Raw genomic sequence first — 13,944 nt, 5'->3', positions numbered from 1 at the left:
CCTCCTCGGCCGGAAATTCTACGGATTTCCGCTTCGAATCGCGTATTGACTTTCCCAAACAGCAAATTTGCGTGGCACGGCTGCAAGCCTCGAGGGAATTCTGCCGTATGTGCATGGTGGGCTTTGCCTTTTTTGGCTTGTTTTGACCGGATGAGCCTCTAAGTTGCGGCTGATTGGCGAAGGATAGTGTTTGAAATGAATTTTCCCGGTGTTTCTTGTGGTCGAAAGGCCGGATTGCTCCGGGCCTGCATTCTTCTTTCCCTGGCGGCCACAGTGTCGGCCTGCGCGAGCAAGGCCTCCAACAACACCTATAGTCTTTCCACTGCGCCAGTCATCGAGGGACCACCGTCCACCGCCAAGCAGATCCTCGTTCCCGATCCGACCGCGCTGAAGGCGCTCGACAGCGATCAGGTCGTGATCCGGCTGTCCGGCTCCGAGATCCAGTATCTGGCAAAATCCCAATGGAGTGACCGCCTGCCGAAGATGGTGCAGGCGAAACTGGTGCAAACGTTCGAAAACACCGGCAAGGTCGCTGGCGTCGGCAAGCCGGGCGAGGGGCTCGCGATCGATTATCAGGTGATCACGAACATCCGCGCGTTTGAAATATCGACGGATGGCGCCGACACGGCGGTCGTTGAGATTTTTGCCAAGATTCTCAATGATCGCAACGGCACGGTTATCGCGCAGAAAGCCTTTAAAGCAACGTTGCCCGTGACCGGCAGTGGAAACCCCGCCTTTGTCGCCGCGCTCGATGGGGCCTTTGCACAGGTGGCTGCCGATATCGTTGCCTGGACGCTGACGACGATCTGATCAGGCGACCGCAATTCTGTTGACGATTTCGGCGACACCCTCGACTGTCCTTGCGGCTTCTTCAGCCCTCTCCACCTCCTCGATCGTCGAAACGGTGCCGGTCAACAGGATCGTGCTACCCTTGGAGATCACGGAGACATCCGAGGCGTCGAGCCCGTCCACCGTGGCCAGGCAATTGGCGACGTGTGTCTCCAGGTCCGCCTGATCCTGCGGAAAAAACTCTTCCGGTGTCCTGCCGTAAAATGTGCGCTCCTTGAAGATCATGGCTGCCATGCTCCCAACCGGTTCTCTGGCATAACAACGCGCGGGCGGGGTTTTTGTTCGGTCCTGTTCCATTCGAAACAGCGCAAACAAGTGCCTCATGAGAATGTTGGGTCACTGGATGGGACGAACTCATCAGGAACCAACAGAGGAGAACAGCATGCGCAAGTTCATCATTTCCGCGACTGTCGCTGCCGTCGCCGCCATCTCGTTCGCAGCGCCGTCCTACGCCGGCCACCATGGCCACCACGGGCACCATCGCCATCACGGCCACTATCATGGCGGTTTCTCCATCGGCTTCTATGACGGCGGCTATTACGGCGGTTACTACGAGCCGTCCTGCTACATCAAGAAGGTGAAGCGTTGGGACCGCTGGGGCAACCTGCGCATCAGGAAGATCACGATCTGCGACTAATTCCCGGGCGTTCCTCTCAACGAAAAACCCGGCCGTTGCGCGGCCGGGTTTTTCGTTTGGAATGTGTCACGGCCAGCGCACCACCGGCGGCAGCGAGGATAGGATCGACTCGACATTGCCTCCCGTCTTCAGGCCGAAGATCGTCCCCCGGTCGTAGAGCAGGTTGAATTCGACGTAGCGGCCGCGGCGCACCAGCTGCTCGTCGCGATCCTCCTCGGTCCAGGGCTTGTTGAAGTTCGCCCGCACGATCTTCGGGTAGATCAGGCTGAAGGCCCTGCCGACGTCCTGGGTGAAGGCGAAGTCGGCGTCCCAGCCGCCTTTCTCGCCATCCGAATGAAGCCAGTCGTAGAAGATGCCACCTGTGCCACGCGGTTCGTTGCGGTGTTTCAGGAAGAAATAGTCGTCGCACCACGCCTTGAAGCGCGGATAATCCGCAACCGGATGGCGTTTGCAGGCGATTTCCATGCCCTTGTGAAACAGCATCGCGTCCGGATCCGACTGCGTCCGGCGCCGCTCGAGCACCGGCGTCAGGTCCGCACCGCCGCCGAACCAGTGGCTGGTGGTGACGACCATGCGGGTATTCATGTGGACGGCGGGGACATTCGGATTGACGGGATGGGCAATCAGCGAGATGCCGGACGCCCAGAACCGCGGATCTTCGTTTGCACCCGGTATCTGGCCGCGGAATTCCGGCGAGAATTCGCCGTGGACGGTCGAGGTATGAACGCCGACCTTTTCGAAGACGCGGCCTTCCATCATCGACATCCGGCCGCCACCGCCAGCGCCGTCGTCCCTGAGCCAATCCTTGCCGACGAAGCGGCCGGGTTCGCGATCGGACAAGGGACCGGTGAGTTCATCCTCGACGGTTTCGAATGCGGCGCAGATCGTATCGCGCAGGCTTTCGAACCAGGCTCTCGCCTTTACCTTCTTGTCCTCGATATCCGCGGGTAATCCCTGCGGCAGTTCCGGTCGTTCCATGGAAATCATCCTGTCTGGCGGGGGATGGGAGCTGCGATACCCGCCGATTTGTACCGATTCTGAAAGATCATATTTCTGCCGTGCTTGGCAACGGCGTGCAGAGCCTGAGGGGCAGTCTGCCGCAGCATGGGGCGGTGAAGTTCGGACTCGCAAAAGCAGGAATATCTCCCTATCTTTGTCTTGGAAGGCTCGACTGGCGAAAGGTGAGCTTCATGGCGAAGATTCCTGCAGGACCGCCGCTTGAAGGTTTGCGGCGACAGATTGCCCGGCATCGCAGCGGCAGGCCGCAGCGAAGCGACGGTCTGTTCGTGCGCGAGACTTTCCGGCTCGACCGCGTCCATGCACGGCAAAAGGCGCAGGAATGGTTCGACACCTGGCCGAAGGCTGCCTACTGGACCGAGGTTGAGAGCTGGCGGCAGCTCGAAGGCGATGAAATCGAGTTCACCATGCGGCGATTGCCAAGCGCGGATTGATTGCAAAGCTGCTGGTTTCTCGATCTCCAAACGGCATAATCGCTATTGATCCCTTCTGCCCGATTCGGGCCTCCAAAGTTGCTCGTTATGCCTTTTCTGCGCTCTCCCGTTTCGCGCTCCGTCCTTATTCTTTCAATCACCCAGATCATCGGCTGGGGCGCGCTGTTCATGGCGATTTCCGTGACTGGCGAGGTCATGGCGGCGGACCTTGGCCTTAACCGCGCAACGATCTTTCTTGGGCCGACCCTGATGCTTGTGGTGATGGCGGTCTGCTCTCCATCGATCGCGGGTTTCTACCAGCGGTACGGCGCTCGGCTGGTGCTGGCCGCAGGCTCGCTTCTCGCCGCTCCGGGGCTCTGGATTCTGTCCGTCTCGGGCGGACCTATCGGCTATTTCATCGCCTGGGCCATCTTCGGCATGGCCGGTGCCGCATGCCTGACGACATCCGCGCATGTCTTTCTGGCGGAACTCGCAGGCGAGGGCGCCCGGCAGGCGATCGGCGCGCAGATGCTGTTCATGGCGCTGGCGCCCAGCCTGTCCTGGCCGGCGACGGATATTCTGGAAGCCCAATTCGGCTGGCGTGGCGTTTCGCTGATATATGGCTGCCTGCTGCTGCTCGTCTGTCTGCCGCTGCATCTCTTTGCGCTGCCGAAGACGACCATTGTGGAGTCTGCAGGCGAAAAGTCGGGTTCTGCCGGCGCCACGCCGCATGGAGATCATCGCCGCATCGTTGCCCTGATCACGGCGGCGATCGCGCTTAACGGTTTCATCACCTGGGGTTTCCAGCTCGTCGTCATTGATCTGTTCCGGAGCTTCGATGTTGCCGACTATCTGGCCGTCGGCTTCGGCTCGGCGATTGGCGTCGTCCAGATGTCGGCGCGACTGTTCGATTTCCTGGGCGGCAACCGATGGAACGGGCTGGCGACCGGGCTGGTTGCCGCGCTCATCATGCCGCTGTGTCTGATCATTCTGGTGATCGGCCGCGGGACGGAATGGTCGATCCTGCTTTTCCTGCTGCTTTACGGGCTTTCGAGCGGCGCGATGTCGGTCAGCCGGGCAACGCTGCCCTTGGTGTTCTTCACGCCCGCCGACTATGCGGGCGTCGCAGCGCGGCTGGGGTTGCCCCTCAATCTCGCCTTCGCTGCGGCGCCACCGTTCTTCACCTATGTTCTGAGCACCTATGGAAACCGCGCAGCGCTCGCTGTTGCTTTCGTCAGTTCGCTCGGCACGCTTCTAAGCATGCTCGCATTGCAGCGTCTGGCAAAATCTCAGGAGGCATCCGGCCTGCCGGTCTGAACGACGCCGTCGCCTTCTTCGCCGGCATGTTCGATCAGATAGGCGCCGGTGCCTTTTTCCGACAGCGCATCGTGAGGATTGCGCAGCGGACAGTCGCGCATGGAGAGGCAGCCGCAGCCGATGCAGGAAGTTAACTGGTCGCGCAAAGCGGTGAGCTTGGTGATGCGCTCATTGAGATCCGCCTTCCAGTTTTCCGACAATTGCTCCCAGTCGCTGGCCAACAGTTGGCGGTCGTCCGGCAGCGCGGAGAGCGCCTTCTGGATATCGGCGAGCGGGATGCCGGTGCGCTGGGCGATCTTGATGACGGCGATGCGGCGCAGCACGCTGCGGGGGTAACGGCGCTGGTTGCCGCGGCTGCGCATGCTTCTGATCAGGCCCTTGGTTTCGTAGAAATGCAGCGTCGAGACTGCGACGCCGCTGCGGGCTGCGACCTCGCCGACACTCAGTTCCCGGCGCGGCAGATCGGTTTTGCTTTTTTCCATAGGAAGTATTGACCTAAACTTTAGTTGAGGTTTTATACCAGATGCTCCAACGGTTCAGCAACGGAGCATTCGCAGACATGAATGAGAAAATGAACATCGCCGTCGTCTATGGCAGCGCGCGACAGGGTCGCTTTTGCGACACGGTCGTCAACTGGGTCTTGACTGAACTCTGGGCCGAAAGCGGCCTTCGGGTGATCCTGATTGATCCGCTGCAGCTCAAGCGGCCGGCCGACGAGGCGGCCATCAACGTCGCGATGCTGGAAGAGAAGATCGCCGAGGCGGATGCGTTTGTCGTCGTGACGCCGGAATACAATCACGGCTATCCGGCGGCGCTGAAGGAACTGATCGATTCGTGCTACGAGCCCTGGCACGCAAAGCCCGTCGGCTTCATCTCCTATGGCGGCGTGTCTGGAGGATTGCGCGCCGTTGAACAACTGCGGCAGGTCTTTGCCGAATTGCACACTGTCACCATCCGTGACACCGTCACCTTCTCCAATGTCTGGGCGCAGTTCGATGCCGCCGGCAATCCGTTCAAGGCGGCTGAAGCCAAGGCCAGCCTGCTGGTGATGCTGCGGCGACTGAAATGGTGGGCGAGGGCGCTGAAGGCGGCCCGGGCCGAAAACGCCTATGGAGGGGTCGCTGCGTGACAGCCGTTGGCGGCAATCAGGCGGAGACCTGCCGGATCGCCTCGCCGGCAATCATCGCCACCGACATGGCGACATTCAGCGACCGCTGGCCTTCGACCATCGGTATGATGATCCGGCCGTCGGCCTTGTCATGGACGTGGTTGGGAACGCCGGCGCTTTCACGGCCGAAGAGCAGGGTATCGCCGGGCAGGAAGCGGAAGCGCGTATAGGGTTCGGCGGCCTTGGTGGAGGCAAGCACCAGCCGCCGCCCCTCCGTCAGCCGCGTTTCCTCGAAGCGGTCCCAGTTGACGTGCCGCGTCAAGATGACCGAGGCGATATAATCCATGCCGGCGCGCTTCAGGTTCTTGTCCGACAGGTCGAAGCCGGCCGGCTCGATGATATCGACCGGGAGGCCGAGACAGGCGGCAAGGCGCAGGATCGTGCCGGTATTGCCGGGAATGTCCGGCTGGTAGAGGGCGATGCGGAGCGGATGTGCGGACATATCACCAAGGCTTATGGGGTTCATCACAGCCCGTAATCAATCTGTGCCGTAATGGCAACAGAATCCCGGCAGAGATGGAAATGATGAAAAAAGTGGCTGCGACAATCTGGCATATCGACGCAAAACAATTTAAGTCTGCCACATCTTCAACGCGAACCGACGGAGGCATGCATGGATTACCGAATGATCACCAGCCTCCAGGCTGTGCCTTCAGTCCCGATGGACTGACCGGTTTCGCGCTTTTCCTTATACGGCATGACTGCGCGCGACCGTCCGCTTTCCGGACGAACACGTCTCGTGTGCAAGATTGCGCTGTTTCTCCGGTTTTAGAATTTCTGATCGATGAATGCGGGTCTCCCGCCTTCCTTCACTGGATTCCTGAAGGAGCTTGATAATGTTCGGCTGGTTTGAATCCCGCCTCAATCCCTATCCTGTCGAGGAGCCCAAGGTTCCACCGCAGGGACTGTTTGCCTTCTGCTGGCACTATACCAAGCCGGCGGCGCCCTGGCTGTTGACCATGTCGATCTGCACGATGCTGATCGCCATCGGCGAAGTGGCGCTGTTCCAGTTCCTCGGCAATGTCGTCGATTGGCTCTCTTCCGCCAAGCAGGACACGTTCATCGAGACTGAGGGTACGAAGCTGTTCTGGATGGGCGCGCTCATCCTGATCGGTCTGCCGTCCATCGTCGCCTTCGATTCACTGATCATGCACCAGATATTGCTCGGCAACTATCCGATGATCGCGCGCTGGCAGATGCACCGTTACCTGCTTCGCCAGAGCATGACGTTTTTCGCCAACGAGTTTGCCGGCCGTGTCGCCACCAAGGTGATGCAGACCTCGCTTGCCGTGCGCGAAACGGTGATGAAGATCCTCGACGTCTTCGTCTATGTCGTCAGCTACTTCGTCTCGATGCTGGTGGTCGTTGCCGCGGCCGACTGGCGACTGCTGGCACCGCTGGTCATCTGGATCATCGTCTACGTCTGCATCGTCACATATTTCGTGCCGCGCCTGCGCAAGATCTCCAAGGATCAGGCCGATGCCCGTTCGATGATGACGGGCCGCGTCGTCGACAGCTATACGAACATCGCCACCGTGAAGCTGTTTTCGCATGCCGGCCGCGAGGAGATCTATGCCAAGGAAAGCATGGATCAGTTTCTGCAGACCGTGCACCGGCAGATGCGCAAGGTGACGCTGTTCCACGTGCTCGTCTACACGAACAACTGCATCGCGCTGTTTTCGATCTCTGCACTCGGCATCTATTTCTGGATGACCAGCGGCATGTCGGTCGGCTCGATCGCGATTGCCGTGGCGCTCGCCATGCGCATCAACGGCATGTCGCAGTGGGTGATGTGGGAAGTCTCGGCGCTCTTTGAAAACATCGGCACCGTCTATGACGGCATGAGCATGATGACGAAGGCGCACGACATTGTCGATAAACCGGAAGCGCCGGTACTCAAGGCGCTGCATGGGGCAATCGCGTTCGAGAACATCCGGTTCCACTACGGCAAGAGCAAGGGCGTCATCGACAACCTGTCTCTGGCCATCAAACCGGGTGAAAAGATCGGTCTTGTCGGCCGCTCGGGCGCCGGCAAGACGACGCTGATGAACGTGCTCTTGCGGTTCTACGATCTCGAATCGGGCACGATCCGCATCGACGGGCAGGATATTTCGGCGGTGACGCAGAACAGCCTGCGCGGCCAGATCGGCGTGGTGACGCAGGATACCTCGCTGCTGCACCGCTCGATCCGCGACAACATCGCCTATGGTCACCCGGAAGCGACCGATGCCGATATCATCGCCGCCGCCAAGCGGGCCAATGCCTGGGACTTCATCGAGCTGCTCGAGGACAACCAGGGCCGCAAGGGGCTGGACGCACAGGTCGGCGAACGGGGCGTCAAGCTCTCCGGCGGCCAGCGCCAGCGGATCGCGATCGCCCGTGTCTTCCTGAAGGACGCGCCGATCCTGATCCTCGACGAGGCGACGTCGGCGCTCGATTCGGAAGTGGAGGCCGCGATCCAGGAAAACCTCTTCGCGCTCATGGCGGGCAAGACGGTGATCGCGATCGCCCACCGCCTGTCGACGCTGACGGAGATGGACCGGCTGGTCATCCTCGAAGCCGGCAAAATCGTCGAGACCGGCAGCCACGCCGAGCTGATTGCCAAGAGTGGGCTCTACGCCGATCTCTGGTCGCGGCAGTCCGGCGGCTTCATCGCCGACGATGCGCAAAAGGAAGAGGCGGCGGAGTAGCGCCGGCTTCGATCCTTCGCCGCGAAGGCGGGGAGGGACACTGGTTCGAAATGCCTGTGGCCGGCCGCATTACGCACTTGTAATCCGGCCGGCCTGGATTCCGCATTGCCGCATTTTTGAAAAGGGCTATATCGGACACATGCTGCGCGCCCTGTTTGCCTTTTTTGAAAACTGGATACAGCCTTTCGCGGCGCGCGAAGGCCTGCAGCCGCCAGAGCGGCTGATCGCCTATGTGTGGTTCTACATCCGCCAGGCCAAGGCACCGTTTATCGCCATGCTCTTCCTTGGCGGCATGACGGCGGCGATCGAGGCGACATTGTTCTGGTTCGTCGGCCGCGTCGTCGATATCCTCGCGACAGTCAAACCCGGCGAGGGTTGGAGCGGCCTGCTCGCTGCCCATGGAGCCGAGTTGTTCGGCATGCTGGTTCTGATCGGCATCGTGCGCTTCCTGGTGTCGCTCTTGATGGCACTAGTCGATCAGCAGATCATCACGCCCGGTTTCTACAATCTGGTGCGCTGGCAGTCCTATCTGCATGTGGCGCGGCAATCGTTGTCCTTCTTCCAGAACGATTTTTCCGGCCGCATCGTTACCAAGGTCTGGTCGGGCGGGCAGGCGGTCGGCGACGTTGTGACCTCGTTGATGGAAAGCGTCTGGTTCGTCGGCATCTATTCCGTTTCGACTTTGGTGCTTGTCGGGCAGCTCGATTCTTCTCTCGCCGTCGTGGTTCTGCTCTGGCTGATCGGCTTCGGCTTCCTCGCGCGCTATTTCGTGCCGCGCATCCGCGAGCATTCCCGCGAGACGGCCGAAGCCTCATCGATGTTGAGCGGTCGCATGGTCGATGCCTACAGCAATATCCAGACGCTGAAGCTCTTTGCCCGCGATGAAGAGAACGACCGCTACATGCGGCAGGGTTTCGACATCTATCAGGACACGATCATCCGCTTCACCCGGTTCATCACCGGCGTGCGCGCCTCGATGGCGCTTTTGTCCGGCATCATGATCGTGACGATGGCGGCACTGAGCGTCGACCTCTGGCTTTCGGGGGCGATCAGCTCCGGTGCTGTCGCTTTCACCATGGCGCTCATCCTGCGGCTGAATTTTCTCCTGGGCCGGATGATGGTGCAGTTCAACGGCATCATGCGCAATGTCGGCACGATCCAGAATGCCGCCGACATGATCTCGCAATCGATCCAGCTGGTGGACCGGCCGGGTGCCGCAAACCTTGCCATCACCAGCCCCTCCATCCGTTTCGAGCATATCCGTTTCCACTACGGCAGGGGCAATGGTGTCATCGATGATCTGTCGCTCGTCATAAGACCAGGCGAGAAGGTCGGCATCGTCGGCCGTTCGGGGGCCGGCAAGACGACGCTCGTCAATCTGCTCTTGCGATTCTACGATCTGGAAGGCGGCCGTATTCTGATCGATGGGCAGGACATCGCCGCGGTCCGGCAGGAGTCCCTGCGCAACCAGATCGGCGTCGTCAGCCAGGATACGTCGCTTTTGCATCGCTCCGTCCGTGACAACATCCTGTTCGGTCGTCCGGACGCGGACGAGAATCGATTGCGTCATGCGGCAAGGAAAGCCGAGGCGCTCGGCTTCATCGAAAGGCTGCAGGACCAGCGCGGACGCGTAGGCTTCGACGCCCATGTCGGCGAGCGCGGCGTCAAGCTGTCCGGCGGCCAGCGCCAGCGGGTGGCGATCGCCCGGGTGATGCTGAAGGACGCCCCGATCCTCGTTCTCGACGAGGCGACCTCGGCGCTCGATTCGGAGGTCGAGGCTGCGATCCAGTCCAATCTCGACCGGCTGATGCACGGCAAGACCGTGCTTGCGATCGCGCACCGGCTGTCCACCATCGCAGCACTCGACCGGCTGATCGTCATGGACGAAGGCCGGATCGTCGAAGACGGGACGCATGAACAACTGGTCGCCGCCGGCGGTCTCTACGCCGATCTGTGGCTGCGCCAGTCCGGCGGCTTCCTCGCCCGTGACGCCGCCGCCGAATGACGGTGTCGAAAACCGGCGCCCGCAAGCTTGGGAAAGCCGTGTTTTGACGAGGCCAGACCGCGAAAAGCGGTTTGCGAACATTGGCTTCGGTTTTCCCGCGACATTGTGGCCCACCTCCCGTCCTCAAGGCTAGACATCCCTTGCGATCAAGCATAGAACGCGCCGGATTGCCGGGGAATCTGCCGTTTATTAAACGCGCGGGATTCGCCCGGTTTTGATGCATGAGGCGGAAGGGCGAAAGTTTTCTTCGAATCGTGCATCGGCTTATTGATTTGGCGCTGTTCTTTCGCTCAAGTGTCAGCACGGAGCGGGTCGACGCCGGGGACAGTGCGGTTTCCGCAAACATTGCGTGAGAGGATGGTTTAGCCGTGAGCGAACACGAGACATCAAGCGAAACCCTGGGCGAGCCCACTCGCCGCGACTTCCTATATCTGGCGACCGGCATGGCGGGCGTCGTAGGCGCGGGTGCGGTCGCCTGGCCGTTCATCGACCAGATGCGGCCGGACGCTTCGACGCTGGCGCTCGCTTCGATCGAGGTGGATGTATCGAGCCTGCAGCCCGGCATGTCGCTGACAGCGAAATGGCGTGGCAAGCCGGTGTTCATCCGCAACCGCACCGACAAGGAAGTCGAAGAGGCGAAAGCTGTTGCGCTTGCCGACCTGAAGGATCCGGTTGCGCGCAATGCCAACCTTCCGGCCGATGCTGAAGCGACCGATCTCGATCGCTCTGCCGGCAAGGACAAGGAAAACTGGATCGTCATGATCGGCTCGTGCACGCATCTCGGGTGCGTTCCGCTCGGCCAGGCAGGCGATTTCGGTGGTTGGTTCTGTCCGTGCCACGGCTCGCACTACGATACGGCCGGTCGTATCCGTAAGGGGCCGGCGCCGATGAACCTCGCCGTCCCGACTTTTGCATTCACTTCCGACACAGTCATCAAGATCGGTTGAGGGGAATACTGATTATGAGTGGTGATCATTCAACCTATATGCCGACGACCGGGATCGAGAAGTGGGTCGATTCGCGCCTGCCGCTGCCGCGGCTCGTGCATGACAGCTTCATTTCCTATCCGGTTCCGCGCAACCTGAACTATGCTTACACCTTCGGCGCCATGTTGTCGGTGATGCTGATCGTGCAGATCCTGACCGGCGTCGTTCTCGCCATGCATTATGCGGCTGAGACGACGGTTGCCTTCAACTCCGTCGAAAAGATCATGCGCGACGTCAACCATGGCTGGCTGCTGCGCTACATGCATGCCAACGGCGCGTCGTTCTTCTTCATCGCCGTTTATCTGCACATCGGCCGTGGTCTCTACTACGGCTCCTACAAGGCGCCGCGTGAAATCCTCTGGATTCTCGGCGTCGTCATCTACCTGCTGATGATGGCAACCGGCTTCATGGGCTATGTTCTGCCCTGGGGGCAGATGTCCTTCTGGGGAGCCACGGTTATCACCGGCTTCTTCTCCGCCTTCCCCTTGGTGGGCGAGTGGATCCAGCAGTTCCTGCTCGGCGGTTTCGCCGTCGATCAACCGACGCTCAATCGCTTCTTCTCGCTGCACTACCTCCTGCCCTTCATGATCGCCGGCGTCGTCGTCCTGCACATCTGGGCACTGCATGTCGTCGGCCAGACCAACCCGACCGGCGTCGAAGTCAAGACCAAGACGGACACGGTAGCCTTTACGCCTTACGCGACCCTCAAGGATGCGCTCGGTGTATCGGTGTTCCTGCTGGTCTACGCCTGGTTCGTCTTTTACATGCCGAACTTCCTCGGCCATCCGGACAACTACATTCCGGCCAACGCCCTGAAGACCCCGGCCCACATCGTTCCGGAATGGTACTACCTGCCGTTCTACGCGATGCTGCGCGCGATCACCTTCAATGTCGGCCCGATCGACTCGAAGCTCGGCGGCGTTCTGGTGATGTTCGGCGCGATCATCGTCCTGTTCTTCCTGCCTTGGCTCGATACCTCGAAGGTGCGCTCGGCCGTCTACCGTCCGTGGTACAAGCTGTTCTTCTGGCTCTTCGTGATCAACGCCATCATGCTCGGTTGGCTGGGCTCGCGCCCGGCGGAAGGCCTTTACGTGGTGATGTCGCAGCTCGGCACTCTCTACTACTTCGGCTTCTTCCTCGTCGTCATGCCGGTTCTCGGACTGATCGAAACGCCGAAGCGCATCCCGAATTCCATCACCGAAGCGGTACTGGAAAAGCAGGCTGCGAAGAAGCCCGTTGCCGCGTGATGTCTGCGAAGATTAAGGAACCCACAACAATGAAAAAGCTTGTTACAGGCATTCTTTCGCTCGCAGTCGTCGCAGGCCTTGGCGCCGGTATTGTGTTCGCCCAGGAAGCCGGCGAACACAAAGCCGAAGGCGGTGCCGCCGAGGAGGAACATGCAGGCGGCACGCCGCACTTCCCGATCCACAAGCCGGAACAGGAAGAATGGACCTTCTCCGGCCCGTTCGGCCACTACGACAAGGGTCAGTTGCAGCGCGGCCTGAAGGTTTACACCGAAGTCTGTTCCGCCTGCCACTCGATGAACCTCGTCGCTTTCCGCACGCTGGAGGGCCTCGGCTATTCCGAAGCGCAGGTGAAGACCTTCGCAGCGAACTACGAAGTCCAGGACGGCCCGAATGCCGATGGCGAGATGTTCACCCGCAAGGCCCTGCCTTCTGATCATTTCCCGTCGCCTTATCCGAACGTTGAAGCAGCCGCTGCTGCCAACAACGGCGCTGCTCCTCCGGATTTCTCGTTGATCGCCAAGGCTCGCGGCGTTGAGCGCGGCTTCCCAACCTTCGTCTTCGACATGTTCACGCAGTACCAGGAAGGCGGACCGGATTACATCCACGCGCTCCTGAACGGCTATCAGGAACCGCCGGCTGGCACGGAAGTCGCCGAAGGCACGCATTACAACCCGTACTTCGGCAGTGCTGCGGCACTTGCGATGGCAAAGCCGATTTCCGACGACCAGGTCACCTATGACGACGGTTCGCCGCAGACGGTCGAGCAGTATTCGCGCGATGTCGCGTCCTTCCTGATGTGGGCCGCCGAACCGCATCTTGAAGATCGCAAGCGCACCGGCTTCATGGTCATGGTCTTCCTGCTGATCTTTACCGGCCTGATCTACCTGACGAAGAAGTCGGTCTACGCGAACAAGGAACACTGAGGCTTTTAGGCTTCGAACGACAAAGGCGGCCCGGGTGGCCGCCTTTTTTGTGTCTGGTGTTCCGCAAGCGTTGCCTCACAGATACGATATTTGCGCCTCCCGCCGGGACTGGTTCCGCTGCTTCAGTAACAATGTATCTTCGAAATATCGATCTCGTGCGGATCGATGAGAATTGGGTTGCCGTCTTCCTTGTAAATCTCCAGTTCATGCAGCCTGTCGTCCGTGGATCAACGGATGCACAAAGTGGTCCATGTCCTCCAACATCATCGAGATAAACCCTTCGATAGCGATGCTTTGAGCCGCGAGGGCAGGCGGGCCTCCCTCGACGCGAAACCGCAGACTGCCGTTTCGATCTATACGCTTGACCATTGCTGTCTGCAGCTGGGCGACAATCGCGTCTCGACCTTCAAATTCGGTGCGTAAAGCCATTCCATGACGATTATTCCGTTGTCCAAAAGGGCCGCGAATCGGCCTGTATGAAGCCGCCAGCCCGCGCCATATCGTCATCAGTGGGGTGCAAAGAAATGGCGGCATGGGCCTCCAGGACTGCTTCCCGGCTACTCGCAAATATCCCTGAACTACTGGCCTCCACCCAGACTAGGACGCATCGCCTCACGCGGATATTTCCTCCTCGACATAGTGAAACCGTTATGCCGCCGATAGACGCTGAGGCGTGACTTCTGATCGTTTCC

15 protein-coding genes are annotated in these 13,944 nt (G+C 60.3%); 10 read left to right on the top strand and 5 right to left on the bottom strand.

Annotated features, from left to right (window positions below):
• Positions 1 to 195: 195 nt before the first annotated feature.
• On the top strand, positions 196 to 810 hold the full coding sequence (locus tag WI754_RS16630) for an ABC-type transport auxiliary lipoprotein family protein (RefSeq protein ID WP_349434582.1): 615 nt from the start codon (positions 196 to 198) through the stop codon (positions 808 to 810).
• Here WI754_RS16630 and WI754_RS16625 read toward each other — a convergent pair whose 3' ends face one another.
• A complete protein-coding gene (locus WI754_RS16625; RefSeq protein ID WP_349437842.1) occupies positions 811 to 1,074 on the bottom strand; it encodes a BON domain-containing protein in 264 nt (87 codons plus the stop codon).
• 157 nt (positions 1,075 to 1,231) lie between these two features.
• On the opposite strand from WI754_RS16625, the gene WI754_RS16620 reads away from it, so the two are divergent.
• The gene (locus tag WI754_RS16620; RefSeq protein WP_349434581.1) at positions 1,232 to 1,486 is read left to right on the top strand and encodes a hypothetical protein; all 255 of its coding nucleotides are present in this window, start codon (positions 1,232 to 1,234) and stop codon (positions 1,484 to 1,486) included.
• Between the two features lie 66 nt (positions 1,487 to 1,552).
• Here the strand turns inward: WI754_RS16620 and hemF are convergent, their stop codons facing one another.
• A complete protein-coding gene (gene hemF, locus WI754_RS16615) occupies positions 1,553 to 2,464 on the bottom strand; it encodes an oxygen-dependent coproporphyrinogen oxidase (protein WP_349434580.1) in 912 nt (303 codons plus the stop codon).
• A gap of 212 nt (positions 2,465 to 2,676) precedes the next feature.
• Here hemF and WI754_RS16610 point away from each other — a divergent pair, with 212 nt between their 5' ends.
• Positions 2,677 to 2,937, top strand: a complete 261-nt coding sequence (locus WI754_RS16610) for a hypothetical protein (protein WP_349434579.1) — start codon at positions 2,677 to 2,679, stop codon at positions 2,935 to 2,937.
• Positions 2,938 to 3,024: 87 nt separating this feature from the next.
• Entirely contained in the window at positions 3,025 to 4,233 is a 1,209-nt protein-coding gene (locus WI754_RS16605; protein WP_349434578.1) for an MFS transporter, read from the top strand.
• Here the strand turns inward: WI754_RS16605 and soxR are convergent.
• Positions 4,206 to 4,715 (bottom strand): redox-sensitive transcriptional activator SoxR, encoded by a 510-nt coding sequence (gene soxR / locus WI754_RS16600; RefSeq protein WP_349434577.1) that lies wholly within the window; start codon positions 4,713 to 4,715, stop codon positions 4,206 to 4,208. The genes WI754_RS16605 and soxR overlap by 28 nt on opposite strands.
• A 77-nt stretch (positions 4,716 to 4,792) precedes the next feature.
• On the opposite strand from soxR, the gene WI754_RS16595 reads away from it, so the two are divergent.
• Positions 4,793 to 5,362 (top strand): NAD(P)H-dependent oxidoreductase, encoded by a 570-nt coding sequence (locus WI754_RS16595; protein WP_349434576.1) that lies wholly within the window; start codon positions 4,793 to 4,795, stop codon positions 5,360 to 5,362.
• Between the two features lie 16 nt (positions 5,363 to 5,378).
• Here the strand turns inward: WI754_RS16595 and WI754_RS16590 are convergent, their stop codons facing one another.
• Complete coding sequence (locus tag WI754_RS16590; RefSeq protein ID WP_349437841.1) at positions 5,379 to 5,843, bottom strand: tRNA (cytidine(34)-2'-O)-methyltransferase; 465 nt, start codon at positions 5,841 to 5,843, stop codon at positions 5,379 to 5,381.
• A 394-nt stretch (positions 5,844 to 6,237) separates the two neighbouring features.
• Between WI754_RS16590 and WI754_RS16585 the strand changes: the two genes are divergently transcribed.
• From WI754_RS16585 to WI754_RS16565, 5 genes are all read left to right on the top strand, one after another.
• The gene (locus tag WI754_RS16585) at positions 6,238 to 8,091 is read left to right on the top strand and encodes an ABC transporter ATP-binding protein (RefSeq protein WP_349434575.1); all 1,854 of its coding nucleotides are present in this window, start codon (positions 6,238 to 6,240) and stop codon (positions 8,089 to 8,091) included.
• A gap of 139 nt (positions 8,092 to 8,230) precedes the next feature.
• The gene (locus WI754_RS16580) at positions 8,231 to 10,096 is read left to right on the top strand and encodes an ABC transporter ATP-binding protein (protein WP_349434574.1); all 1,866 of its coding nucleotides are present in this window, start codon (positions 8,231 to 8,233) and stop codon (positions 10,094 to 10,096) included.
• Between the two features lie 368 nt (positions 10,097 to 10,464).
• Positions 10,465 to 11,043, top strand: coding sequence for a ubiquinol-cytochrome c reductase iron-sulfur subunit (petA, locus tag WI754_RS16575; RefSeq protein WP_349434573.1), 579 nt, complete (start codon positions 10,465 to 10,467; stop codon positions 11,041 to 11,043).
• A gap of 14 nt (positions 11,044 to 11,057) precedes the next feature.
• Positions 11,058 to 12,329, top strand: coding sequence for a cytochrome b N-terminal domain-containing protein (locus tag WI754_RS16570; RefSeq protein ID WP_349434572.1), 1,272 nt, complete (start codon positions 11,058 to 11,060; stop codon positions 12,327 to 12,329).
• A 29-nt stretch (positions 12,330 to 12,358) separates the two neighbouring features.
• Entirely contained in the window at positions 12,359 to 13,252 is an 894-nt protein-coding gene (locus WI754_RS16565) for a cytochrome c1 (RefSeq protein ID WP_349434571.1), read from the top strand.
• A gap of 204 nt (positions 13,253 to 13,456) precedes the next feature.
• On the opposite strand, the gene WI754_RS16560 is transcribed toward WI754_RS16565, so the two are convergent.
• Positions 13,457 to 13,786 carry a hypothetical protein gene (locus WI754_RS16560; protein ID WP_349434570.1) on the bottom strand — a complete coding sequence of 110 codons (330 nt, stop codon included), beginning with the start codon at positions 13,784 to 13,786 and terminating at the stop codon, positions 13,457 to 13,459.
• Positions 13,787 to 13,944 lie beyond the last annotated feature (158 nt).

This window comes from Pararhizobium sp. A13 (assembly GCF_040126305.1).
Lineage (GTDB): Bacteria > Pseudomonadota > Alphaproteobacteria > Rhizobiales > Rhizobiaceae > Pararhizobium.
This window is presented reverse-complemented; position numbering and strand designations above follow the sequence as displayed.

Coding starts and splice junctions, on each gene's coding strand:
- WI754_RS16560 (WP_349434570.1), bottom strand. CDS start 13,786: ATGCCGCCATTTCTTTGCACCCCACTGATGACGATATGGCGCGGGCTG.
- WI754_RS16610 (WP_349434579.1), top strand. CDS start 2,677: ATGGCGAAGATTCCTGCAGGACCGCCGCTTGAAGGTTTGCGGCGACAG.
- soxR (WP_349434577.1), bottom strand. CDS start 4,715: ATGGAAAAAAGCAAAACCGATCTGCCGCGCCGGGAACTGAGTGTCGGC.
- WI754_RS16620 (WP_349434581.1), top strand. CDS start 1,232: ATGCGCAAGTTCATCATTTCCGCGACTGTCGCTGCCGTCGCCGCCATC.
- WI754_RS16565 (WP_349434571.1), top strand. CDS start 12,359: ATGAAAAAGCTTGTTACAGGCATTCTTTCGCTCGCAGTCGTCGCAGGC.
- WI754_RS16570 (WP_349434572.1), top strand. CDS start 11,058: ATGAGTGGTGATCATTCAACCTATATGCCGACGACCGGGATCGAGAAG.
- WI754_RS16605 (WP_349434578.1), top strand. CDS start 3,025: ATGCCTTTTCTGCGCTCTCCCGTTTCGCGCTCCGTCCTTATTCTTTCA.
- WI754_RS16580 (WP_349434574.1), top strand. CDS start 8,231: ATGCTGCGCGCCCTGTTTGCCTTTTTTGAAAACTGGATACAGCCTTTC.
- WI754_RS16625 (WP_349437842.1), bottom strand. CDS start 1,074: ATGATCTTCAAGGAGCGCACATTTTACGGCAGGACACCGGAAGAGTTT.
- WI754_RS16595 (WP_349434576.1), top strand. CDS start 4,793: ATGAATGAGAAAATGAACATCGCCGTCGTCTATGGCAGCGCGCGACAG.
- WI754_RS16585 (WP_349434575.1), top strand. CDS start 6,238: ATGTTCGGCTGGTTTGAATCCCGCCTCAATCCCTATCCTGTCGAGGAG.
- hemF (WP_349434580.1), bottom strand. CDS start 2,464: ATGGAACGACCGGAACTGCCGCAGGGATTACCCGCGGATATCGAGGAC.
- WI754_RS16630 (WP_349434582.1), top strand. CDS start 196: ATGAATTTTCCCGGTGTTTCTTGTGGTCGAAAGGCCGGATTGCTCCGG.
- WI754_RS16590 (WP_349437841.1), bottom strand. CDS start 5,843: ATGTCCGCACATCCGCTCCGCATCGCCCTCTACCAGCCGGACATTCCC.